This is a genomic window from Massilia sp. Mn16-1_5 (assembly GCF_004798585.1).
Taxonomy (GTDB): domain Bacteria; phylum Pseudomonadota; class Gammaproteobacteria; order Burkholderiales; family Burkholderiaceae_D; genus Telluria.
The window spans coordinates 80,178-98,745 of record NZ_PPXQ01000007.1 but is presented as its reverse complement, the minus strand read 5'-3'; the positions used below and the strand labels follow the sequence as shown (position 1 = coordinate 98,745).

Genomic DNA, 18,568 nt, shown 5'->3' with positions numbered 1-18,568 from the left:
TGTAAGCGCAAACAGCGCTCACGACACTGCTGGCTGAAAGCTCGAAATCGGCCGCCGACAGGCGTAGCATACCGACGCGAAATCGAATTACAGGGCCAGGAAACAGGCCTATAATTCCGCTCCGCAAGTCGGCTCCTCGTGCGCCGCAACATGAAAAGCGTGAAATGACCAATCTGAGCAAAATCCTCTCTCTCGATAACGTCCAGCTCGACATCGAAGTGTCGAGCAAGAAGCGCGCCTTCGAACAGGCCGGACTGATTTTCGAGAACAACTGCGGGATCGCACGTTCGACCGTCACCGACAACCTGTTCGCGCGCGAGCGCCTCGGTTCGACCGGTCTCGGCCATGGAGTCGCCGTGCCGCACGGGCGCATCAAGGGCAGCAAGAGTCTGAAGCAGCCGATCGCCGCCTTCGTGCGCCTGAAGTCGCCGATTCCTTTCGAATCGCCGGACGGCCAGCCGGTCAGCCTGCTGTTCTTCCTGCTCATCCCGGATCACGTGACCCAGCAGCACCTGGAGATCCTGTCGGAAATCGCGGAACTGTTCTCGGACGAAGCCATCCGTACGGCGCTGGCGACCGATACCGACCCGCGCTCGATCCACGAACGTATTATCAACTGGCAACCTAGCTTGCAGGCCTTGGGTTAAACTCGGGGGAGATTCCTCCCCGAGTGTTCACACTTCCTACGCCATGCTGCAGACTCCGCTCACCATCCAAAGGCTGTACGACGACAACCGCGACAGCCTGCAACTGGGCTGGTTCGCCGGCTTTCCCGGCGGCGAGCGGCTGATTTCCGGCGACGTCGCCTCGGCCGCCGACCAGGTCGGCCACCTGAACCTGATCCACCCGGGCCGCATCCAGGTCTTCGGACATCAGGAACTCAACTACTACCACCGCCTCAAATCGAGTTCGCGCAGCCACGTGATCGGCGAACTGATCGGCGGCGGCCCGCCGGCCCTGATCATCGCGCAGGGCCTGGAAACCCCGCCCGACATCCTCGCCATTTGCGACGAGCAGAACATTCCCCTGTTCTCGACCCCGCTGCCGGCGGCGCAGGTGATCGACTTCCTGCGCGTCTATTTGTCCAAGAAACTGGCCCAGCGCGTGATCATGCACGGCGTCTTCATGGACGTGCTCGGCGTGGGCGTGCTGATCACCGGCGACTCCGGCCTCGGCAAAAGCGAGCTGGGCCTGGAACTGATCTCGCGCTCGCACGGCCTGGTCGCCGACGATGCCGTCGAATTCTCGCGCATCGCCCCGAACATGATCGAGGGCCGCTGCCCGCCCCTGCTGCAGAACCTGCTGGAAGTGCGCGGCCTGGGCCTCTTGGACATCAAGGCGATCTTCGGCGAGACCGCCGTGCGCCGCAAGATGCGGCTGAAGCTGATCGTGCACCTGGTGAAACGCGGCGTGCTGGACGAGGAAGTCGAGCGCCTGCCCTTCCACTTCCCGACCGAAGAGGTGCTGGGACTGCCGATCCGCAAGGTCGTGATTCCCGTCGCGGCCGGCCGCAACATCGCGGTGCTGCTCGAGGCCGCGGTGCGCAACACGATCCTGCAACTGCGCGGGATCGATACGCTGCAGGAGTTCATGGAGCGGCAACGTCAAGCGATGAGCGGCGATTGAATGTTGCCAAGGAGCCTGCCCTTGCAAGGGCAGGCCGTTCCGCAGGCGCGGGACATGTCCCGCGAAACCCCTGCTCCACCAGAGACAGGCCATGAGCGGCGACTGAAACCGCGCATTCTCTGCCAACTGCCGCGATCGGAACGTATGCACGCCTAACCGGTCAAAAACGGGACGATCGGCGACAAAGCAGCAACGGTTGCGGTATCATCGGGCCATGCACATTGTTCTCATCACCGGTATCTCCGGTTCGGGCAAATCGGTTGCCCTGAACGTTCTCGAAGACGCGGGTTACTACTGCGTCGACAACCTGCCGCCGGCCTTGCTGCCGCAGCTGGTGAAGGCCGTCTCGAACGAAGGCACGGCCAAGCTCGGTGTCGCGGTCGACGCCCGCAGCGCCGAATCGCTGGCCGAGCTGCCGCTGACGGTGCGCACGCTGAAGGAGGAAGGCCACCAGGTCAAGGTGCTGTTCCTGACCTCCAGCACCCATTCCCTGGTCGCCCGTTTTTCCGAAACGCGGCGCAGCCACCCGCTCTCGCACACCCTGCGTCCCGGCGAAAACCCGGCCTCGCGCCGCACCCTGATCGAGTGCATCGCCGAAGAACGCGAGCGCCTCGGCGCCATCGAGCAGCTGGGCCACGTGATCGACACCTCGGAAGCCTCGGCGAATAAACTGCGCGCCTGGATCAAGGAACTGGCCGAAGTCCAGCACGCACCGCTGACCCTGTTCTTCGAATCCTTCGCCTTCAAGGTCGGCGTGCCGCTCGACGCCGACTTCGTGTTCGACGTGCGCGCCATCCCGAACCCGTACTACGACCTGTCCCTGCGCCCGCTGACCGGCAAGGACGCCCCCGTGATCGCCTTCCTCGACGCCCAGCCGAGCGCGACCGAGATGCTGCACGACATCTGCAAGTTCGTCGAGAAGTGGCTGCCGTCGTTCAAGACGGATAACCGCAGCTACCTGACGGTGGCGGTGGGCTGCACCGGTGGGCAGCATCGCTCGGTGTACATGGCGGAGCGACTGGCGGCCTACTTCAACGAGACCGAGCGGGTCGTGCTGCGGCATCGCGAGCAGTCGTAAGCCTGCGTTCTTACCGCTTTTGTAGGGTGGGCACTCCGTGCCCACGCGGTTGAACCTGCGCGTACTACTCGGCGTCGATCACCATCAACACTGATCAACTGAGGCGTCCGCGTGGGCACGGAGTGCCCACCCTACGGTTCTCTTGACGCAGATTCCGCGTCAAATGCGTATCCGTTTCGTTAACCCAGATGCCGCAGCGGATGCGCGTGATTCGGCCACACGGATTCGAAGAAGCGATGGACCATCTCCGGCGTCACTGCCTTCAGCGACGGCGGATTCCAGGCAGGCGCATTGTCCTTGTCGATCACCAGCGCACGCACGCCTTCCAGCACTTCGCCGTGTTCGAAGTTGCGGCGCACCAGCGAGCGTTCCATGCGCAGGCAGTCGGCCACGTCGAGCGAGGCGCCGCGCACCAGCATCTCGTGGGTCACGCACATCATCAGCGGCGAACGCTGGCGCATCGCCCCCAAAGCCTTTTGCAGGAACGGGTTCTCATCCTTTTCCAGCGAGGCCATGATTGCTCCCACCGAGCCGGCGCCGAAATGCCGGTCGATCGCGGCGCGCTGCGTTTCCAGCACGCTCGGTCCCGCGTCCGAGGCAAAACCCGCAGCGAAGGCGCGCACCTTGTCCGCCAGCTGCGCACCCGGCGTCGCCTCGATCAAGGCATTCAATTCGCCCAACTGCGCGCTCGGGATAAACACGTCGGCCAGGCCGACATACAGCGCATCGGCGGCGCCGATCGTCAGTCCGGTCAGGCCCAGGTAATGTCCCAGCTGCCCAGGCGCATGCGAGAGAAAATGGCTGCCACCGACATCGGGGAACAGGCCGATGTTCACTTCCGGCATCGCCATTTTCGTGCGCTCGGTCACGATGCGCAGGCCCGTGTCCGGGCCGCCCTGGGCGATACCCATGCCGCCGCCCATCACGACGCCGTCCATGATCGCGATGTACGGTTTCGGATAAAAGTGGATCAGGTGATTCAGCGCGTATTCCTCGGTGAAGAAATCTTCGAGTAGTGCGCTGCCGCCCGTCGGCGTGGCATGGCCGGCTTCGTGGAAGAAGCGGATGTCGCCGCCCGCGCACAGGGCTTTTTCGCTGCTGCTGGTGAGCACCACTGCGGACACGCTCGCGTCGTCGCGCCAGGCCAGCAGGATGTCCGCCAAACGGCGCACCATCGCCAGGGACAGGGAGTTCAGGGCCTTCGGGCGATCGAGCGTGATGACGCCGGTGCCGTTGGCAACGCGGGTGAGGACATGGTCGGTCATGGTCAATAGGCTGATGGGAAAGACATGCATTTTACCCAAGCCTGCGCCCTACGGACAAAATGAAAAGGGCGCCCTTGCGGCGCCCTCGTTAGACGGTGCTTGCTTGCCGGGAATTACATCGCGGCAGCGGCCTCTCCGCCTTCAGGCAGGCGCTTGAGCGCCTCACGACTATGGTCCTTCAACATCGTCTTGTATTTCATCACCTGGCGATCGAGCCGGTCCATCAGGAGGTCGATCGCTGCGTACAAGTCTTGCGCCACACTTTCCACGTGCACGGTCTTGCCGGAGACGCGCAGGTTGATCTCGGCTTTTTGTCGTTTGTCTTTTTCAGTGAGATTGTCGATCGCGAGGATGACATGGGAATCGATCACTTGATCGAAATGGCGGGTGATGCGTTCGAGCTTGTTCTGTACGTATTCACGGATGGCGGGGGTGACGTCGAGGTGGTGGCCACTGATGGTGAGATTCATACACACTCCTTTGAAAAGAGAGCGGCCGCCGGGCCGCGCAAGGAGTGCGCGTGGGGCCGCTGTTACAAGGATTTGCGGAGACTGACGGGAGGAATCTTGAGTGCCTCGCGGTATTTTGCAACCGTGCGGCGCGCAATGACCATGCCTTGTTCACCGAGCATTTCCGCGATCTTGCTGTCGGATAATGGGTTCTTAGGGTCCTCTGCTCCTGTCAGTTGCGCAATGAGCGCCCGTATCGCCGTCGACGATGCTTCGCCCCCCGCTTCGGTGGCGACATGGCTTCCGAAGAAATACTTCAGCTCAAACATGCCGTGCGGGGTCAGCATGAATTTCTGAGTTGTTACCCGAGAAATAGTGCTCTCGTGTAGACCTAGTGTATCAGCTATCTCGCGAAGCACAAGGGGACGCATGGCAACCGCGCCATGGCTGAAAAAGTTCTTCTGGCGTTCAACAATTGCCTGCGAAACACGCAGAATCGTGTCGAAGCGCTGGCGCATATTCTTGATGAGCCACTTCGCTTCCTGCAGCTGCGCGCTCATCTGGCCTTCTCCTTTTCCCTGCTTGAGCAGGTTGGCGTAGACGTTGTTCACGCGCAGGCGCGGCATCACTTCGTTGTTCAGCGAGACGGTCCAGCCGTTCTTCGATTTGCGGACAATAACGTCCGGGACCACATAGTCCGAGACGCTCGAGGCAAAGGCCGCGCCGGGATGCGGATTGCACTGGCGGATGACGGCTTGCGCTTCGCGCAGGTCTTCGTCGTCGCAGTCGAGCGCCTTTTTCAGTTTCGTGAATTCGCGCTGCGCGAACCAGCTCAGGTAACCCTCGACGATTTTGAGGGCCATGCGCCGCGTCACCAGCGGCACGCCCGGCATGGCGCGGATCTGCAGCGCCAGGCACTCGGCCGCGCTGCGCGCACCGACGCCGACCGGGTCCAGGCTTTGCACCAGCGCCAGCGCGCAACGCAGTTCGTCCATCTCGACTTCGAGTTCGCTTGGTAAGCGCGCGTGGATCTCGTCAAGCTGCTCTTCCAGGTAACCGTTGTCGTCGATGGCGTCGATCACCAGTTCGGCCAGCGCGCGGTCGCGCGGCGAGACGGCCGTGACGCGGATCTGCTCGCACAGGTGCTCGCGCAGGGTCACGCCCATCGCGCCCAGCTGCGGACGGCCGTCGTCGTCGCCTTCGGCATTGCCGCTGCGCGACAGGTCGCCCCACTCGCCCTCGCTGTCGCCGCGCTCGACGTCGCCGCCCTCCCCGCTTTCCGGCGCATCGGGTGCGGCTGCGCTTTCTTCGCCGTTGCTTGCCGGCGCTTCGCTTGGCGCCGGCGCGGCATTGATCGCGCCGTCGGCCAGCAGGCGCACCGAGTGGTCGAGCGGATCGTCGAGCCGCTCGAGCAACGGGTTATCCGAGAGGATCTGCTCGATCTCCTGGTGCAGTTCGAGTGTGGACAGCTGCAGCAGGCGGATCGACTGCTGAAGCTGCGGCGTGAGCGCCAGGTGCTGCGAAGTCCGGAGTTGCAGGGATTGTTTCATGGTCCGCTTAGGTTCTGATCGTTACTACATGCGGAAGTGTTCGCCCAGGTAGACGCGCCGTACCGACTCGTCGGCGATGATGTCGTCGGGACGCCCCGACGCCAGCACGGCGCCCTGGTTGATAATGTAGGCGCGGTCGCAGATGCCGAGCGTCTCGCGCACGTTGTGGTCGGTGATCAGGACGCCGATGCCGCGCTCCTTCAGGAAGCGCACGATGCGCTGGATCTCGATCACGGCAATCGGGTCGACGCCGGCGAAAGGTTCGTCCAGCAGCACGAAGCGCGGATTGGTGGCCAGCGCGCGCGCGATCTCGACGCGGCGGCGCTCGCCGCCCGACAGCGACAGCGCCGGGTTCTCGCGCAGCTTTTCGATCTGCAGTTCCGCCAGCAGCGAGTCCAGCCGCTCGTCGATGGCGGCGCGGCTCAGGGACTTGCCGTTCTCGTCGTGCTGCAGTTCCAGCACGGCGCGGATGTTGTCCTCGACCGTCAGCTTGCGAAACACCGAGGCTTCCTGCGGCAGGTAGGACAAACCCAGCACCGCGCGGCGGTGGATCGGCAGGCTCGAAATATCGGTGCCGTTGATTTCGATGGCGCCGGCATCAAGCGGCACCAGGCCGACGATCATGTAGAACGAGGTGGTCTTGCCGGCGCCGTTCGGGCCGAGCAGGCCGACCACTTCACCGCAGCCGACCTCCAGGGATACGTCGCGCACGACCAGGCGCTTGCCATAACTTTTTTGCAGGCCCCGTACGACCAGGGTACTGCGGTTGTCGCGTGCATCTTTCATTATTTCTTTCCTGCCGCTGCCGGCGTTGCTGCGGGGGCTGCGGGTGTTGCGGGAGCGGCCGCTGGTGTGCCGGTTGCGGTGCGGCGCGGTGCGATGATCAGGGTGCCGCGGCCGCCGCCGACCTTGCTTTCGCCGCTGGCGTCGTTGCGCACGGTGGCCACTTCGCGCCGGCTGTCGTACGAGATGTAGGCGCCGTCGATCTGGTTGGTGAGGCGCCCGCCTTCGAGCTCCTTGACGATCGCTTTCGAGAACAGCTTCACCACTTCCACGCGCTCGTCGTATTCGATGCGCTCGGCCTGGCCTTCCATCCACAGGTCGGGGCCGCCGTCGCGCTTCTGGCGGAAGGTGGCCACGCGGCCGGGGCCCGAGGTGAGCGTCACGCTCATGTAGCCTTCCGGCGTTTCCTTGACCAGCGCACGGTCGGACTTCATGACCAGCGTGCCGCGCGTGAGGACCACGTTGCCGGTCAGGATGCGCGTCTGCGTGACTTCGTCGACGTCGAGCGAATCGAAGTTGATGACGGCCTGCTTGAGCGAGTCGGCGCGCTCGGCCGAGGCGGACAGCGAGAGCAGCGAAAGGAAGGCGGCGGCTAGTATTTTTTTCATTCGGGCTCGTTCCGGTTATTGGTTGGGTGCGCCGCGCTGGCGCGGCGGATAGACGATGGTGCCGCGCCCGCCCAGGTGCAGTTTCTGGGTCGGGTTCTCGGCCACCAGGCCGACGGCGTCGACCGAGGAGGCGCCGAGCGTCATCTTGACCGGGCGATTCGTCTTGACGATCTCGTCGTCGGCCAGCACGGTCAGGGCCTCGGTCTTCGCGCGCAGCGCTTCGCTGTTCGGCGTGGCAGGACGCGCGATGTCGACGTTGCCCATCAACTCGACGCGGTTCTCGCGGTGATAAATGTGGCCGCGCTCGGCATGCATGCTCATGCGCGGACGGCCGGGCGCAATGCTCTCGACGACCGGCTTGGTCACTTCCGAGACGTCGTTGTCCGGACGGTGCGCCAGGCGCTCGCCCGACATCACGTAGCGCGGCACGCCGTTCTCCGTCATGCGCACGAAGCTGAAGTTCTCGACGATGTAGTCCGGCTCGCTCAGGTTGTTGCCGACCTGCGCAGGATCCTCGGCCTGGATCGCCTGCAGCAGCCAGAAGCTGCCGAAGGCGAAGAAGACGGCCGTCAGCATCAGCGCCAGCAGGCGCCAGCGATGTGCGGTCCGTTTGTTCACGTAGGTCGCCATCCGTTTATATTCAAGCGAAGTAAGGCGCAAGCGCCTGCTCGTAGGTCCCCTGGGCGCGCATCACCATGTCGCAGACTTCGCGCACGGCGCCGCGTCCGCCCCCGGCGCGGGTCACGTAATGCGCGCGGTACTGCACTTCCGGATGGCCGGTCGGCACCGTGACGGCGAAGCCGACCTGGGTAAGCAGCGGCAAGTCGATCACGTCGTCGCCGATGTAGCCGCACTGCTCGGCCGTGACGCCGGTTTTTTCCAGCAGCTCGGCGAACGCGACGCGCTTGTCGTGGTGGCCCTGCCAGACGTGGTTGATGCCGAGGTCACGCGCGCGCGCCAGCACGATCGGCGATTTACGGGCGCTGATGATGGCAGTGATCACGCCCGTCTTCTGCAGCAGCTGGATGCCCAGGCCGTCGAGGACATTGAAGGTCTTGGTGATCTCGCCGTCGGCGCCATAGGTCAGGCTGCCGTCGGTCAGGATGCCGTCGACGTCGAAGATCATGACTTTTACGCGCGCTGCGCGCGTGGTGTGTTCCAGAGGCGTCATCAGATCACCTTTGCGCGGGTCAGGTCGTGGATGTGCAGGGCGCCGACCAGCACGCCCGCCTCATCGACCACCAGCATCTGGTTGATGCGGAATTCTTCCATGATCGCCACCGCGTCCACGGCCAGCTGCTCCGGGTGCACGGTGCGCGCGCCGACGTGCATCACGTCGCGAATGGTGAGATCCGAGAAGTCCTGCACGCGCTCGATCAGGCGGCGCAAGTCGCCGTCGGTGAACACGCCCAGCGGCTTGAAAGCCTCGTCGACCACGGCCGTCATCCCCATGCCCTTCTGGCTCACCTCCAGCAGCGCGCGCGTGAGCGGCACGTCCGGGGTGACGGAGGGAATGGCCTCGCCGCTGCGCATCACGTCGCGCACGTGGGTCAGCAGGCGCCGGCCCAGGGCGCCGCCCGGGTGCGAACGCGCGAAGTCTTCCTCGCGGAAGCCGCGCGCATCCAGCAAAGCCACTGCCAGGGCGTCGCCCAGCGCCAGGGTGACGGTCGTGCTGGCGGTCGGTGCCAGGTTCATCGGGCAGGCTTCCTTGCTGACCGAAACGTCGAGGTGGACGTCGGAAAGCTGCGCCAGGCGCGACTTCGGCTTGCCGCTCATCGCGATCAGGGGCGTACCCATGCGTTTCACGACCGGCAGGATGTCCATCAGTTCCGACGATTCGCCCGAGTACGAGATGGCGATGAAAACATCCTTCTCGGTCACCATGCCCAGGTCGCCGTGGGCGGCTTCGCCCGGGTGCACGAACATGGCCGGGGTGCCGGTCGAGGCCAGGGTCGCCGCGATCTTGCGCGCGATGTGGCCGGACTTGCCCATGCCCGACACCACCACGCGGCCGCTGCAGGCGTACATCAGGGCCACCGCACGGGCGACGCTGTCGTCGGCGTCCAGCCGTGCGTGCAGCGCCGTAATGGCGTCGGCTTCGATGGTCAGGGTTTCGCGCGCCAGCTCCAGTACGCGGCGCGACTGGTTCTCGTCAAAACTGTTCAGCATTGTTTTTTCATCGGTTACACTCATTCTGGAAGTATAAACGAATTGGGAAAGCAAAAAACTTGCCAGACGTACTAAACAACGCTTGTCTTACACAATGTAACCAATCTGCATGGCATCCGGACTCGAACTGACCCTGCTGCTCCTCGGCAGCGCCGTCCTCGGCGTGGTCGTGTTCCGCAGCCTGCATCTGCCGCCGATGCTAGGCTACCTGGCCGTCGGCGTCCTGATCGGCCCGCACGCCTTGGGCCTGGCCGCCGAAACCCATTCCACCCACGCGCTGGCCGAATTCGGCGTCGTCTTCCTGATGTTCTCGATCGGCCTCGAATTCTCGCTGGCTCAATTGCGCGCGATGCGCCGGATCGTGTTCGGCCTCGGGCTGGCGCAGGTGGTGCTGACCATCGTCGCCACCGTGCTCGGGGGGCTCTTCATCTCGATGTGGGCGCCGCAGCTGCACATCAGCTGGCAGGCCGCCTTTGCGCTGGGCGGCGCGCTGGCGATGTCGTCCACCGCGATCGTCGTCAAACTGCTGACCGAGCGCCTGGAGCTGGAAAGCGAACATGGCCGGCGCATCATCGGCATCCTGCTGTTCCAGGACCTGGCCGTGGTGCCGCTGCTGATCCTGATTCCGGCGCTGGCCAAGGATCCGGAAAACCTCGTGAAGACCCTGGCCTGGGCAGGAGTAAAAGCGGCGGCGGTGCTGGCCCTGCTGCTGTTCTTCGGCCAGAAACTGATGCGCAGCTGGTTCACCCTGGTCGCCAAGCGCCGCTCGCAGGAACTGTTCATGCTGAACCTGCTCCTGGTGACGCTGGGTGCGGCCTGGATCACCGAGCGCGCCGGGCTGTCGCTGGCGCTGGGCGCGTTCGTCGCCGGCATGCTCATTTCGGAGACCCAGTTCAAGCACCAGGTCGAGGAGGACATCAAACCCTTCCGCGACGTGCTGCTCGGCCTCTTCTTCATCACGATCGGCATGCTGCTCAACCTGCAGCTGGTCCTCGAGCATTGGTGGCTGGTGCTGGTCTTGCTTTTTATTCCTGTTCTGCTGAAATTCGCGCTGATCGCCGCGCTGGCGAAAATGTTCGGTTCCTCGGACGGGGTCGCGATGCGCACCGGCCTGGCCCTGGCGCAGGCCGGCGAATTCGGCTTCGTGCTGCTGAACCTGGCCTCGGGCTCGAAGCTGATCGACCCCTTCCTGATCCAGCTGGTGCTGGCCTCGATGGTGCTGTCGATGCTGGTCGCGCCTTTCGTGATCGCCAAGTCCGACCAGATCGTCATGAAGATCGCGTCCAACGAATGGATGATGCAGTCGCTCCAGCTGACCCAGCTGGCGAGCCGCACGATGGCGGCGCAGAAGCACGTGATCCTGGCCGGCTTTGGACGCAGCGGCCAGAGCGTGGCCACCCTGCTGTCGGACGAGAAACTGCCCTGGTATGCGCTCGACCTCGATCCGGAACGGGTGCAGGAAGCGCAGGCGGCCGGCTCCAGCGTCTCGTACGGCGACGCCGGGCGGCGCGAAGCCCTGATCGCGGCCGGCATTAATCGGGCAAGTGCATTGGTAATCACCTTCGCCGACACCCGCGCCGCGTTAAAAGTGCTGCACCTGGTGCACGAGCTGGCGCCCTCGCTGCCGGTAATCGTGCGCAGCCACGACGACAGCGACCTGGAACTGCTGCGCCAGGCCGGCGCGACCGAGGTGGTGCCGGAAGCGCTGGAGAGCAGCCTGATGCTGGCTTCTCACGCGCTGGTCGTGGTCGGCGTGCCGCTGCGCCGTGTCGTGCACCGGGTGCAGAGCGCGCGCGACGAACGCTACGCCTCGCTGCGTGGTTATTTTCACGGCGCCAGCGACCTGATCGAGGATCCCGAGCACACCTACGTGCGCCTGCATTCGGTGGTGCTGAACGAGGACGCGCAGGCGGTCGGACGACGCATCGACGAATTGGGACTGGACGAGCTGGGCGCCGAGGTCAGCGGCATCCGGCGCGCGCGCGTGCGGATCGAGCCGATGCCGGAGACGGAGCTGAAGGCGGGAGATGTGGTGGTGCTGCGCGGTTCCGGCGATGCGGTGACGCGGGCCGAGGGACGGTTATTGTAAGGTGGGCGGGTCTCCCGCCCACGCGTTCAACCGGCCCTCATTCCGCTGTGACCACCCGATTGCGTCCCGCTTCCTTCGCCTGGTACAAGGCCGCGTCGGCCGACGCCACCAGCTGCTGCGCCACCCCTTCGATCGCGTGATCGCGCGCGTAATCGTCGAGCGCGGCCACCCCGATCGAGACCGACACGTCCAGGCACTGGCCGCCCGCCAGATCGAAAGGCTTGTCGGCCACGCCGGCGCGGATGCGGTCGGCGACGATCGCCGCGGCCGGCAAATCGGCATTGATCAGGAGGACCACGAATTCCTCGCCGCCGAAGCGCGCCAGCGCGTCCGAGACGCGCAATTCCATCTTGATGCGCGCCGCGACTTCGCGCAGCACGTCGTCGCCGGCCTGGTGTCCCACGCTGTCGTTGACGCGCTTGAAGTAATCGACGTCGATGAACATCAGCGAAATGCGGTAGTTCTGGCGCTGGGCGCGCGCGATCTCTTCCACCAGGCGCCGGTCGATGTAGCGCCGGTTGTAGACGCCGGTCAGCGGATCGGTCAGGCCGATGTACTTCAACATCTCGTTGCTGATCACGTTTTCCAGGCAGATCGCGATGATCGAGGCCATGTGCTCGACGAAATCGGTGCCGAGCGCCGCGGTGAAACGCTGCAAATCGGTGCTGCCCAGGTTCAGGCTGCCGATCAGGCGTTTATTCCGGAGCAGCGGCACCAGGGCCACGCTTTGCAGGCCGGCGGGCGGCTGCGGGAACATCGCGCCGTGTTGCGCGCGGTCGTAGGGGCCGAGGCGCGGACGCGGATGTTCGCCCGGCTCGAAGCCGAGTTCGACCGCGTGCTCGCAAAACAGCAGGTTCGGGAAAGCTTCGAAATCCACGCCGAGCTTGTGCATCACCGTGTAGATGTCGGCATCGGTGTCGACCAGCGACAGGGTCACGCTGTCGAGATCGGAGATGACGGGCAGCAGGCGGAAGATGGTGCCGACCAGCTGCGGAAAATTCGAGGCGCCGACGATCTCGAGATCGAAGGCCTGGTGGCGCGACATGATCTCGTGATTGCGCTGGGCCTGTTCCATGACATAGCTGATCCGCGCACGCAGGGCTTCGTTTTCGGCAGCGAGATGACGCAGGTCGGGCGACACGGATAAGCTTGGCGATAGCGCGTCCGGCTGGTGCATGGGAATTCCTTTCAGCAATACCCGTTACATTACGTGACTTTTCATCACTTGCAAACGGAATTGCCGATTTTTTCGTTCTTGGCAATCCGGAGCGCGGCCTTAAAACGACAGGCTGACCTCGAACGCCTGCCCTACTCGAAGGATCGTGCCCTCCCCTTCCAGCACGATGCAGTTCATGCCGACGCAAACGGCGCCGTCCAGGATCGCCTTGCTGCGCCAGGATTGCAGGACGTCGAGCGGATCCGGACCGGGAATGCCGGTGGCCTGGTCGATGGCGGGAATCGGGCAACGCGCGCAGGGTTTCACGGGTTTGATGACGACCGCACCTGCCTGCAGCGACTCGGTATAGTCCTCTTCGAAAGGATCGGTGCCCTCAACTACCAGGTTGGGGCGAAAACGGTCCATCGGCAGCGCCGCGCGGCCCGCCGCCAGCAGGCGCGCATTGATCTCGTCGAGGGCGGACTGGCCGATCAGCAGCAGCGGATAGGCATCGGCAAAGCGCGCGCTCGAGGGCGCACCACCGGTCCATTTTTCGCTGGTCGGACGCACGCTCTCCGGCCTGCAGCGCACCAGGCGGCAGCGCGTGCCGAGCGCGTCGCCGAACCAGGCGGCGGCGGCATCGCCGCAGTCGAGGGCCTCCACCGCGTCGTCCCAGATCTGCACGCGCAGCATGCGTGCATCCCCTTCCAGCGCCAGCGGCAGGCGCAGCGGCGGCATGTTCGGCGCCGTCACCAGCAAGGCATCGCCTTCGACGCGCGGCACGATGGTCGCCATGCGCGGAACTTCGCGCTGGGTCAGGAACTGGCCGTCGTGCGTCACCAGCATCCACTCGCGGTCGTGCACGCCCTGGGCCACGAGGCCGGAGACGGTGGCGCGCGCTTCCTCGACCGGCATGCCGGCGCAGGATTTGATCGGATAGAGGACGAGTTGGGACAGGATGGCCATGGCAGGAGCGATCGTTCGGGGCCGACAGTATCGCATCAAACCGCCGGCCTGCGCTCCCAGCCTTGTCGGGAAATCTTCTCATAAAAGCAAGAGCTTATTTTCATGTTAACGGAACGTTGCACAACCCCGACAGAATTACCGAATTTATCGACCCTGTAAGATATTTCCTACAGGCAGCAGATAGAATCGCGCCCATCTACTGTTGCCCTAAATCATGAACAACACCTACCGCCTGGTCTGGAACGCCACCCTCGGCCTGTGGCAAGCTGCTCCCGAAACCGCCAAAGGCCGCGGCAAGAACAAATCCTCGCGCGCGCTGCGCCCCCTGCTGGCATCCGTCGCATTGGCGCTGGCCAGCTCCGCCTCGGCCGGTCCCGAGCTGCCGACCGGCGGCAACGTGGTCGCCGGCAACGGCAGCATCACCCAGTCGGGCAGCACGACCACCATCGACCAGGCGAGTGCGAAACTGGCCATCGACTGGCAAAGCTTTTCGATCGGCCAGGGCGGCAGCGTCGTCTTCAGGCAGCCGTCGGCGCATGCCGTCGCCCTGAACCGCGTGCTGGGCAGCGATCCCTCGCTGATCCAGGGCGCCCTGCGCGCCAACGGCCAGGTCTTCCTGCTCAATCCGAACGGCGTGCTGTTCTCGCCGAGTGCCCAGGTCGATACCGGCGGCCTGCTGGCCTCGACGCTGGACATGAAGACGAGCGACTTCCTCGACGGCCGCTACCTGCTCGAAGGCGCCAGCGCCAACGCGGTGGTGAACCAGGGCGCGCTGCGCGCCGCGAATGGCGGCAGTGTCGCGCTGGTGGCCGCGCGCGTGATCAATGCCGGCAGCATCGATGCGCCGGAAGGCGGCGTCGCCCTGGGCGCGGCGTCCCAGGTGCTGGTCGACCTTGGCGGCCCGGTGAAACTGCAGCTGCAGAAAGCGGTCGTCGACACCCTGGTCGAGAACGGCGGCGCGATCCGCGCCGACGGCGGCACCGTGCTGCTGACGGCCAAGGCAGCGTCCGAACTGGCGGGCAGCGTGATCAACCAGGGCGGCACCATCCGTGCCCGCACCCTCGCCACCGGCAAGCAGGGGCAGATCCTGCTGCTGGGCGACATGACCAGCGGCCAGCTGAACGTGGGCGGCACGCTGGACGCTAGCGCGCCCGCGGGCGGCGACGGCGGCTTCATCGAAACCTCGGCGGCGCACGTGGCCACCAACACGGGCCTGAACGTGAACGCGGGCGCGGCGCAAGGGGGCGGCGGCGAGTGGCTGGTCGATCCCTACGACTACGTGATCAACGCCACGGCGGCGAACACGATCGTCTCCAGCCTGAACACCGGCACCAGCGTCACCATCACGACCCAGAGCAGCGCGCCGCAATACGGCGCGCTTGCCACCACCGGCGGCGACATCACGGTGAGCAGCGCGATTGCCAAGTCGGCCGGCGGCGACGCCGTGCTGACCCTGCGGGCGGACCGCAACGTCATCGTCAACGCCGACATCGGCTCGACAAGCGGCAAGCTCGGCGTCACCCTGAGCGCGGGCAACGGCGGCGGCACCTATGGCGGCGTGCGCGTGAACGGCAACCTGAGCTCGAACGGCGGCGACATCCTGATCGGCGGCGCACGCGGCACCCCGAACCAGGGCATCGGCTTCGCAGGCAACCTGAACGCATCGGAAGCGGCGGTCGTCGTCGAGCAGAACAAAGCCATCCTGTCCACTGGCGGCAACATCACCATCAACGGCCGCTCCACGGTCGGCTCGAACAACGGCAGCTATTCGGGCGTCACGGGCGGCGTCTACATCAAGTCGGGCGCGAAGATCCTGTCGGGCACCGGCGACCTGTACATCACCGGCGAAAGCAGCGCCGGCCTGAAAACCTTCGGTCTCGCGTTCGAAGCCAACTCGAACACCCTCACCGTGGTCGGCAGCGCCACCAACGGCGGCAACATGCTGATGAACGGCGTGAACAGCTCGGGCGGCACAGCCGCCGAACGCGACCAGGGCGCCATCGGCCTGGTCAACTACGGCAGCGTCGACCGCCTGTCCTTCTACGGGCCCTCGGTGGCCAGCTGGCTGGTGTTCATCAACGGCGTGCCCCAGCTCTCGGGCTACACGCGTACCCCGCAGCTCAACTGCGTGAACGGCTACCTGAACTGCGGCTACCTCGTCGTTCCCGGCTCGAACAACAGCTACCTGTACGCCGGCTACCAGTCGGTCGACATGGCGACCAAGGCCGCCTACGTGATCCAGAGCGGCGCCGGCACCAAGGTCTACGACGGCAGCACCCTGGCCACCAACCTGACCCTGAGCGCGCTCGGCGGCCCGGCCGGCTTTACCCCGGCCAGCCTGCAGCCGGCGCCGCTGTTCCACACCACCAGCAAGAACGTCGGCAACTACACCCGCCTGGTGCGCGACGCCGCCAACCCGACCGCCCTGGTTTCCGGCGGCGAGACCTATGCGGTCGGCTACTTCAACAGCGGCACCTACCAGATCACGCCGCGCACCCTGACGCCGACCGTCACCAGCAAGGTCTACGACGGCAACAGCAGCGCCGCCGTCAGCGCCGGCGGCGTGATCGGCAGCGACGACGTGCGCCTGCAGGGCAGCGGCAGCTTCGGCGGCGCCACCATCGGCCAGTACAACAACGTCAGCGCCAGCGGCATCACGCTTTCGGGCAGCGACGCCGGCAATTACACCCTCGGCAGCGACACGGTGGCCGGCATGAGCGCCAGCATCCTGCCGCGCGAAGTCACGCTCACCGCCACTAAAACCTATGACGGGTCGGATGACCTGGGCGGCGCCCTCGTGATCGGCAACCTGGTCGCGGGCGAGCAGCTGAACTATAGCGGCGCCACCGCCAACAGCCTGCACGTGGACGGCGCCCGCTACGTCAGCGCCCTTACCCTGCTCGACGGCAGCAACGGCGCCGCCGCCAACTACGTCCTGCCTTCGCTGGCCGGCGCATCGAGCGCCAACCGCGCAGCCATCACGCCGCGCGTGCTGAACGCGACGCTGACCGGCACGGCGAGCAAGACCTACGACGGCACGCTGGCGGCGCCAAACGGCTTCGCCCCGGGCGTCTCGGTGACCGGCCTGGCCGCGCCTGACACCGGCGCCACGGTCTCGGTCGGCACGACAAGCATGGCCTACAACAGCGCCAACGTGCTCGAGGCGAATCGCCTGGTCGTCTCCGGCATGTCGGTGAACGGCGTCAGCGGCGGCATCGCGAACGCGTCCGACTACGTGCTGGCCTCCAGCAGCGGCGACGTCGCCGCCGCCATCGGCGCCCGTCCGCTCGCGGTCGCGGCAAACGCCGGCGCGAAAGTCTACGGCGACGCCGATCCGCAGCTGGGCTACCGCATCGCCGCGGGCAGCCTGGTGGGCGGCGACAGCCTGTCCGGCCAGGTCGTGCGCGCCGCCGGCGAGAACGTCGGCACCTATACGGTCGATGCTTCCGGCCTGAACAACCCGAACTACGCCGTCACCGCCAGTGGCGCCAGCCTGACGATCACGCCGCGCGCGATCACGGTCGCGGCCAACGACGCCAACAAAACCTATGGCGACGCCGATCCGCTGCTCGGCTACCGCATCACGGCCGGCAGCCTGGTAGGCAGCGATACGCTGGCGGGCAGCCTGACGCGCGCGGCCGGCGAGAACGTCGGCAGCTACGCCATCGATGCCTCCTCCCTCGCCAACGGCAACTATCTCGTGAGCGTGCAGAACGGCACCCTGACGGTCACGCCGCGCGCCCTGTCGATCATGTTCGACCCGCTCGACAAGGTGTATGGCGACGCCGACCCGCTGCTGGCCTACCGCATTACCGGCGGCAGCCTGGCAAGCGGCGACAGCCTGGGCGTGACGCGCGTGGCGGGCGAGAACGTGGGCAGCTACGCGGTGAGCGCCAGCGCCAGCCCGAACTACACGCTGAGCGTGACGCCGGGCACGCTGGCGATCCGTCCGCGCGCGCTGACGGTTGCCGTCGACGACGCCACCAAGACCTATGGCGACGGCGATCCGCTGCTGGGCTACCGCATCGTGTCCGGCAACCTGGTCGGCAGCGACCAGCTGACGGGCAGCGTGGTGCGCGCGGCCGGCGAAGACGCGGGCAGCTACACCATCGACGGCAGCAGCCTCGCCAACGGCAACTACGTGCTGACGGTGAACGACGGCACGCTGACGATCGCGCCGCGCGCGATCTCGGTCGCGGCCGACGCCGTGGCCAAGGTCGCGGGCGAAGCCGATCCGCTGCTGACCTGGCGCCTGACGAACGGCAGCCTGGTCGGCAACGACACGCTGGCCGGCCAGCTGGCGCGCGCAGCAGGGGAAAGCGCCGGCAGCTATACGATCGGCCAGGGCACGCTGGGTAACCGCAATTACGCGATCGGATTCACGGGCGCGGCACTGCAGATCGCGGCGGCGCAAGTGGCGACGCCTGCCGCACCGGAGTCGGTAGTGCCGGCACCTGTCGTGCCGACGCCTGTCGTGCCGACGCCTGTCGTACCGACGCCGGTCGTCGACACTCCGGTCGCGGCCACGCCGGCACCGGTGGTCACGCCGCCGGCGCCGGCCCGCAATACCGCCATCGCTTCTCCCTACACCAACATCGTGCCGGAACTGGTGCCGCCGACCGTCGGCGCCCTCTCCTATGTCGCGGTGGCCGAGCGCAGCGACAGCGGCGACAAGGGCGAGGCCGAAGGCCAGGGCCTGGACCGCGCCGCCTCGCACGCGCCGACCTCGGGCCGCGACGTCAAGTTCCTCGACGTGATGGTGGTCTCGGGCGGCATCAATACCGGCGCCGCGAACCAGGACGGCGCCCCCAACTGAAAAACGAACGTAG

At 65.7% G+C, this 18,568-nt stretch carries 15 protein-coding genes; 5 read left to right on the top strand and 10 right to left on the bottom strand.

Going from position 1 to position 18,568, the window contains the following annotated elements; translation table 11 throughout:
• Positions 1-164: 164 nt before the first annotated feature.
• The 3 genes from C2862_RS10130 (at position 165) to rapZ (ending at position 2,704) form a co-directional block, all read left to right on the top strand.
• Positions 165-647: a PTS sugar transporter subunit IIA gene (locus C2862_RS10130; protein WP_136220002.1), complete on the top strand. Its 483-nt coding sequence runs from the start codon at positions 165-167 to the stop codon at positions 645-647.
• Between the two features lie 43 nt (positions 648-690).
• A complete protein-coding gene (hprK, locus tag C2862_RS10125) occupies positions 691-1,626 on the top strand; it encodes an HPr(Ser) kinase/phosphatase (RefSeq protein ID WP_056345175.1) in 936 nt (311 codons plus the stop codon).
• Between the two features lie 214 nt (positions 1,627-1,840).
• Positions 1,841-2,704 carry an RNase adapter RapZ gene (gene rapZ / locus C2862_RS10120; RefSeq protein WP_136220001.1) on the top strand — a complete coding sequence of 288 codons (864 nt, stop codon included), beginning with the start codon at positions 1,841-1,843 and terminating at the stop codon, positions 2,702-2,704.
• Positions 2,705-2,883: 179 nt separating this feature from the next.
• On the opposite strand, the gene C2862_RS10115 is transcribed toward rapZ, so the two are convergent.
• The 8 genes from C2862_RS10115 to C2862_RS10080 all read right to left on the bottom strand — a co-directional run bounded on the left by C2862_RS10115 (position 2,884) and on the right by C2862_RS10080 (position 9,552).
• The gene (locus tag C2862_RS10115; RefSeq protein ID WP_136220000.1) at positions 2,884-3,969 is read right to left on the bottom strand and encodes an enoyl-CoA hydratase/isomerase family protein; all 1,086 of its coding nucleotides are present in this window, start codon (positions 3,967-3,969) and stop codon (positions 2,884-2,886) included.
• Positions 3,970-4,082: 113 nt separating this feature from the next.
• Positions 4,083-4,439: a ribosome hibernation-promoting factor, HPF/YfiA family gene (gene hpf / locus C2862_RS10110; RefSeq protein ID WP_136219999.1), complete on the bottom strand. Its 357-nt coding sequence runs from the start codon at positions 4,437-4,439 to the stop codon at positions 4,083-4,085.
• A gap of 62 nt (positions 4,440-4,501) precedes the next feature.
• A complete protein-coding gene (locus tag C2862_RS10105) occupies positions 4,502-5,968 on the bottom strand; it encodes an RNA polymerase factor sigma-54 (RefSeq protein ID WP_136219998.1) in 1,467 nt (488 codons plus the stop codon).
• Positions 5,969-5,992: 24 nt separating this feature from the next.
• Positions 5,993-6,754, bottom strand: a complete 762-nt coding sequence (gene lptB / locus C2862_RS10100; RefSeq protein WP_136219997.1) for an LPS export ABC transporter ATP-binding protein — start codon at positions 6,752-6,754, stop codon at positions 5,993-5,995.
• The gene (gene lptA / locus C2862_RS10095) at positions 6,754-7,359 is read right to left on the bottom strand and encodes a lipopolysaccharide transport periplasmic protein LptA (RefSeq protein ID WP_136219996.1); all 606 of its coding nucleotides are present in this window, start codon (positions 7,357-7,359) and stop codon (positions 6,754-6,756) included. The genes lptB and lptA overlap by 1 nt, the downstream gene beginning before the upstream one ends.
• A gap of 15 nt (positions 7,360-7,374) precedes the next feature.
• A complete protein-coding gene (gene lptC / locus C2862_RS10090) occupies positions 7,375-7,977 on the bottom strand; it encodes an LPS export ABC transporter periplasmic protein LptC (protein ID WP_229467363.1) in 603 nt (200 codons plus the stop codon).
• 22 nt (positions 7,978-7,999) lie between these two features.
• Complete coding sequence (locus tag C2862_RS10085; RefSeq protein ID WP_136219994.1) at positions 8,000-8,530, bottom strand: HAD family hydrolase; 531 nt, start codon at positions 8,528-8,530, stop codon at positions 8,000-8,002.
• Positions 8,530-9,552 carry a KpsF/GutQ family sugar-phosphate isomerase gene (locus C2862_RS10080; RefSeq protein WP_168710036.1) on the bottom strand — a complete coding sequence of 341 codons (1,023 nt, stop codon included), beginning with the start codon at positions 9,550-9,552 and terminating at the stop codon, positions 8,530-8,532. The genes C2862_RS10085 and C2862_RS10080 overlap by 1 nt, the downstream gene beginning before the upstream one ends.
• Positions 9,553-9,637: 85 nt before the next feature.
• Here C2862_RS10080 and C2862_RS10075 point away from each other — a divergent pair, with 85 nt between their 5' ends.
• Positions 9,638-11,617, top strand: a complete 1,980-nt coding sequence (locus tag C2862_RS10075; protein WP_136219992.1) for a monovalent cation:proton antiporter-2 (CPA2) family protein — start codon at positions 9,638-9,640, stop codon at positions 11,615-11,617.
• Positions 11,618-11,654: 37 nt separating this feature from the next.
• Here C2862_RS10075 and C2862_RS10070 read toward each other — a convergent pair whose 3' ends face one another.
• Both C2862_RS10070 and C2862_RS10065 read right to left on the bottom strand, forming a co-directional pair.
• Positions 11,655-12,794 (bottom strand): diguanylate cyclase, encoded by a 1,140-nt coding sequence (locus C2862_RS10070; RefSeq protein ID WP_136219991.1) that lies wholly within the window; start codon positions 12,792-12,794, stop codon positions 11,655-11,657.
• Between the two features lie 99 nt (positions 12,795-12,893).
• Complete coding sequence (locus C2862_RS10065; RefSeq protein WP_136219990.1) at positions 12,894-13,739, bottom strand: MOSC domain-containing protein; 846 nt, start codon at positions 13,737-13,739, stop codon at positions 12,894-12,896.
• 214 nt (positions 13,740-13,953) lie between these two features.
• Here C2862_RS10065 and C2862_RS10060 point away from each other — a divergent pair, with 214 nt between their 5' ends.
• The gene (locus C2862_RS10060) at positions 13,954-18,555 is read left to right on the top strand and encodes an MBG domain-containing protein (protein ID WP_136219989.1); all 4,602 of its coding nucleotides are present in this window, start codon (positions 13,954-13,956) and stop codon (positions 18,553-18,555) included.
• Positions 18,556-18,568: the final 13 nt, after the last annotated feature.

Bases quoted from the DNA above. Each gene is read 5' to 3' on its own strand.
- C2862_RS10130 (WP_136220002.1), top strand. From the start codon at position 165: ATGACCAATCTGAGCAAAATCCTCTCTCTCGATAACGTCCAGCTCGAC.
- hprK (WP_056345175.1), top strand. From the start codon at position 691: ATGCTGCAGACTCCGCTCACCATCCAAAGGCTGTACGACGACAACCGC.
- rapZ (WP_136220001.1), top strand. From the start codon at position 1,841: ATGCACATTGTTCTCATCACCGGTATCTCCGGTTCGGGCAAATCGGTT.
- C2862_RS10115 (WP_136220000.1), bottom strand. From the start codon at position 3,969: ATGACCGACCATGTCCTCACCCGCGTTGCCAACGGCACCGGCGTCATC.
- hpf (WP_136219999.1), bottom strand. From the start codon at position 4,439: ATGAATCTCACCATCAGTGGCCACCACCTCGACGTCACCCCCGCCATC.
- C2862_RS10105 (WP_136219998.1), bottom strand. From the start codon at position 5,968: ATGAAACAATCCCTGCAACTCCGGACTTCGCAGCACCTGGCGCTCACG.
- lptB (WP_136219997.1), bottom strand. From the start codon at position 6,754: ATGAAAGATGCACGCGACAACCGCAGTACCCTGGTCGTACGGGGCCTG.
- lptA (WP_136219996.1), bottom strand. From the start codon at position 7,359: ATGAAAAAAATACTAGCCGCCGCCTTCCTTTCGCTGCTCTCGCTGTCC.
- C2862_RS10085 (WP_136219994.1), bottom strand. From the start codon at position 8,530: ATGACGCCTCTGGAACACACCACGCGCGCAGCGCGCGTAAAAGTCATG.
- C2862_RS10080 (WP_168710036.1), bottom strand. From the start codon at position 9,552: ATGAGTGTAACCGATGAAAAAACAATGCTGAACAGTTTTGACGAGAAC.
- C2862_RS10075 (WP_136219992.1), top strand. From the start codon at position 9,638: ATGGCATCCGGACTCGAACTGACCCTGCTGCTCCTCGGCAGCGCCGTC.
- C2862_RS10070 (WP_136219991.1), bottom strand. From the start codon at position 12,794: ATGCACCAGCCGGACGCGCTATCGCCAAGCTTATCCGTGTCGCCCGAC.
- C2862_RS10065 (WP_136219990.1), bottom strand. From the start codon at position 13,739: ATGGCCATCCTGTCCCAACTCGTCCTCTATCCGATCAAATCCTGCGCC.
- C2862_RS10060 (WP_136219989.1), top strand. From the start codon at position 13,954: ATGAACAACACCTACCGCCTGGTCTGGAACGCCACCCTCGGCCTGTGG.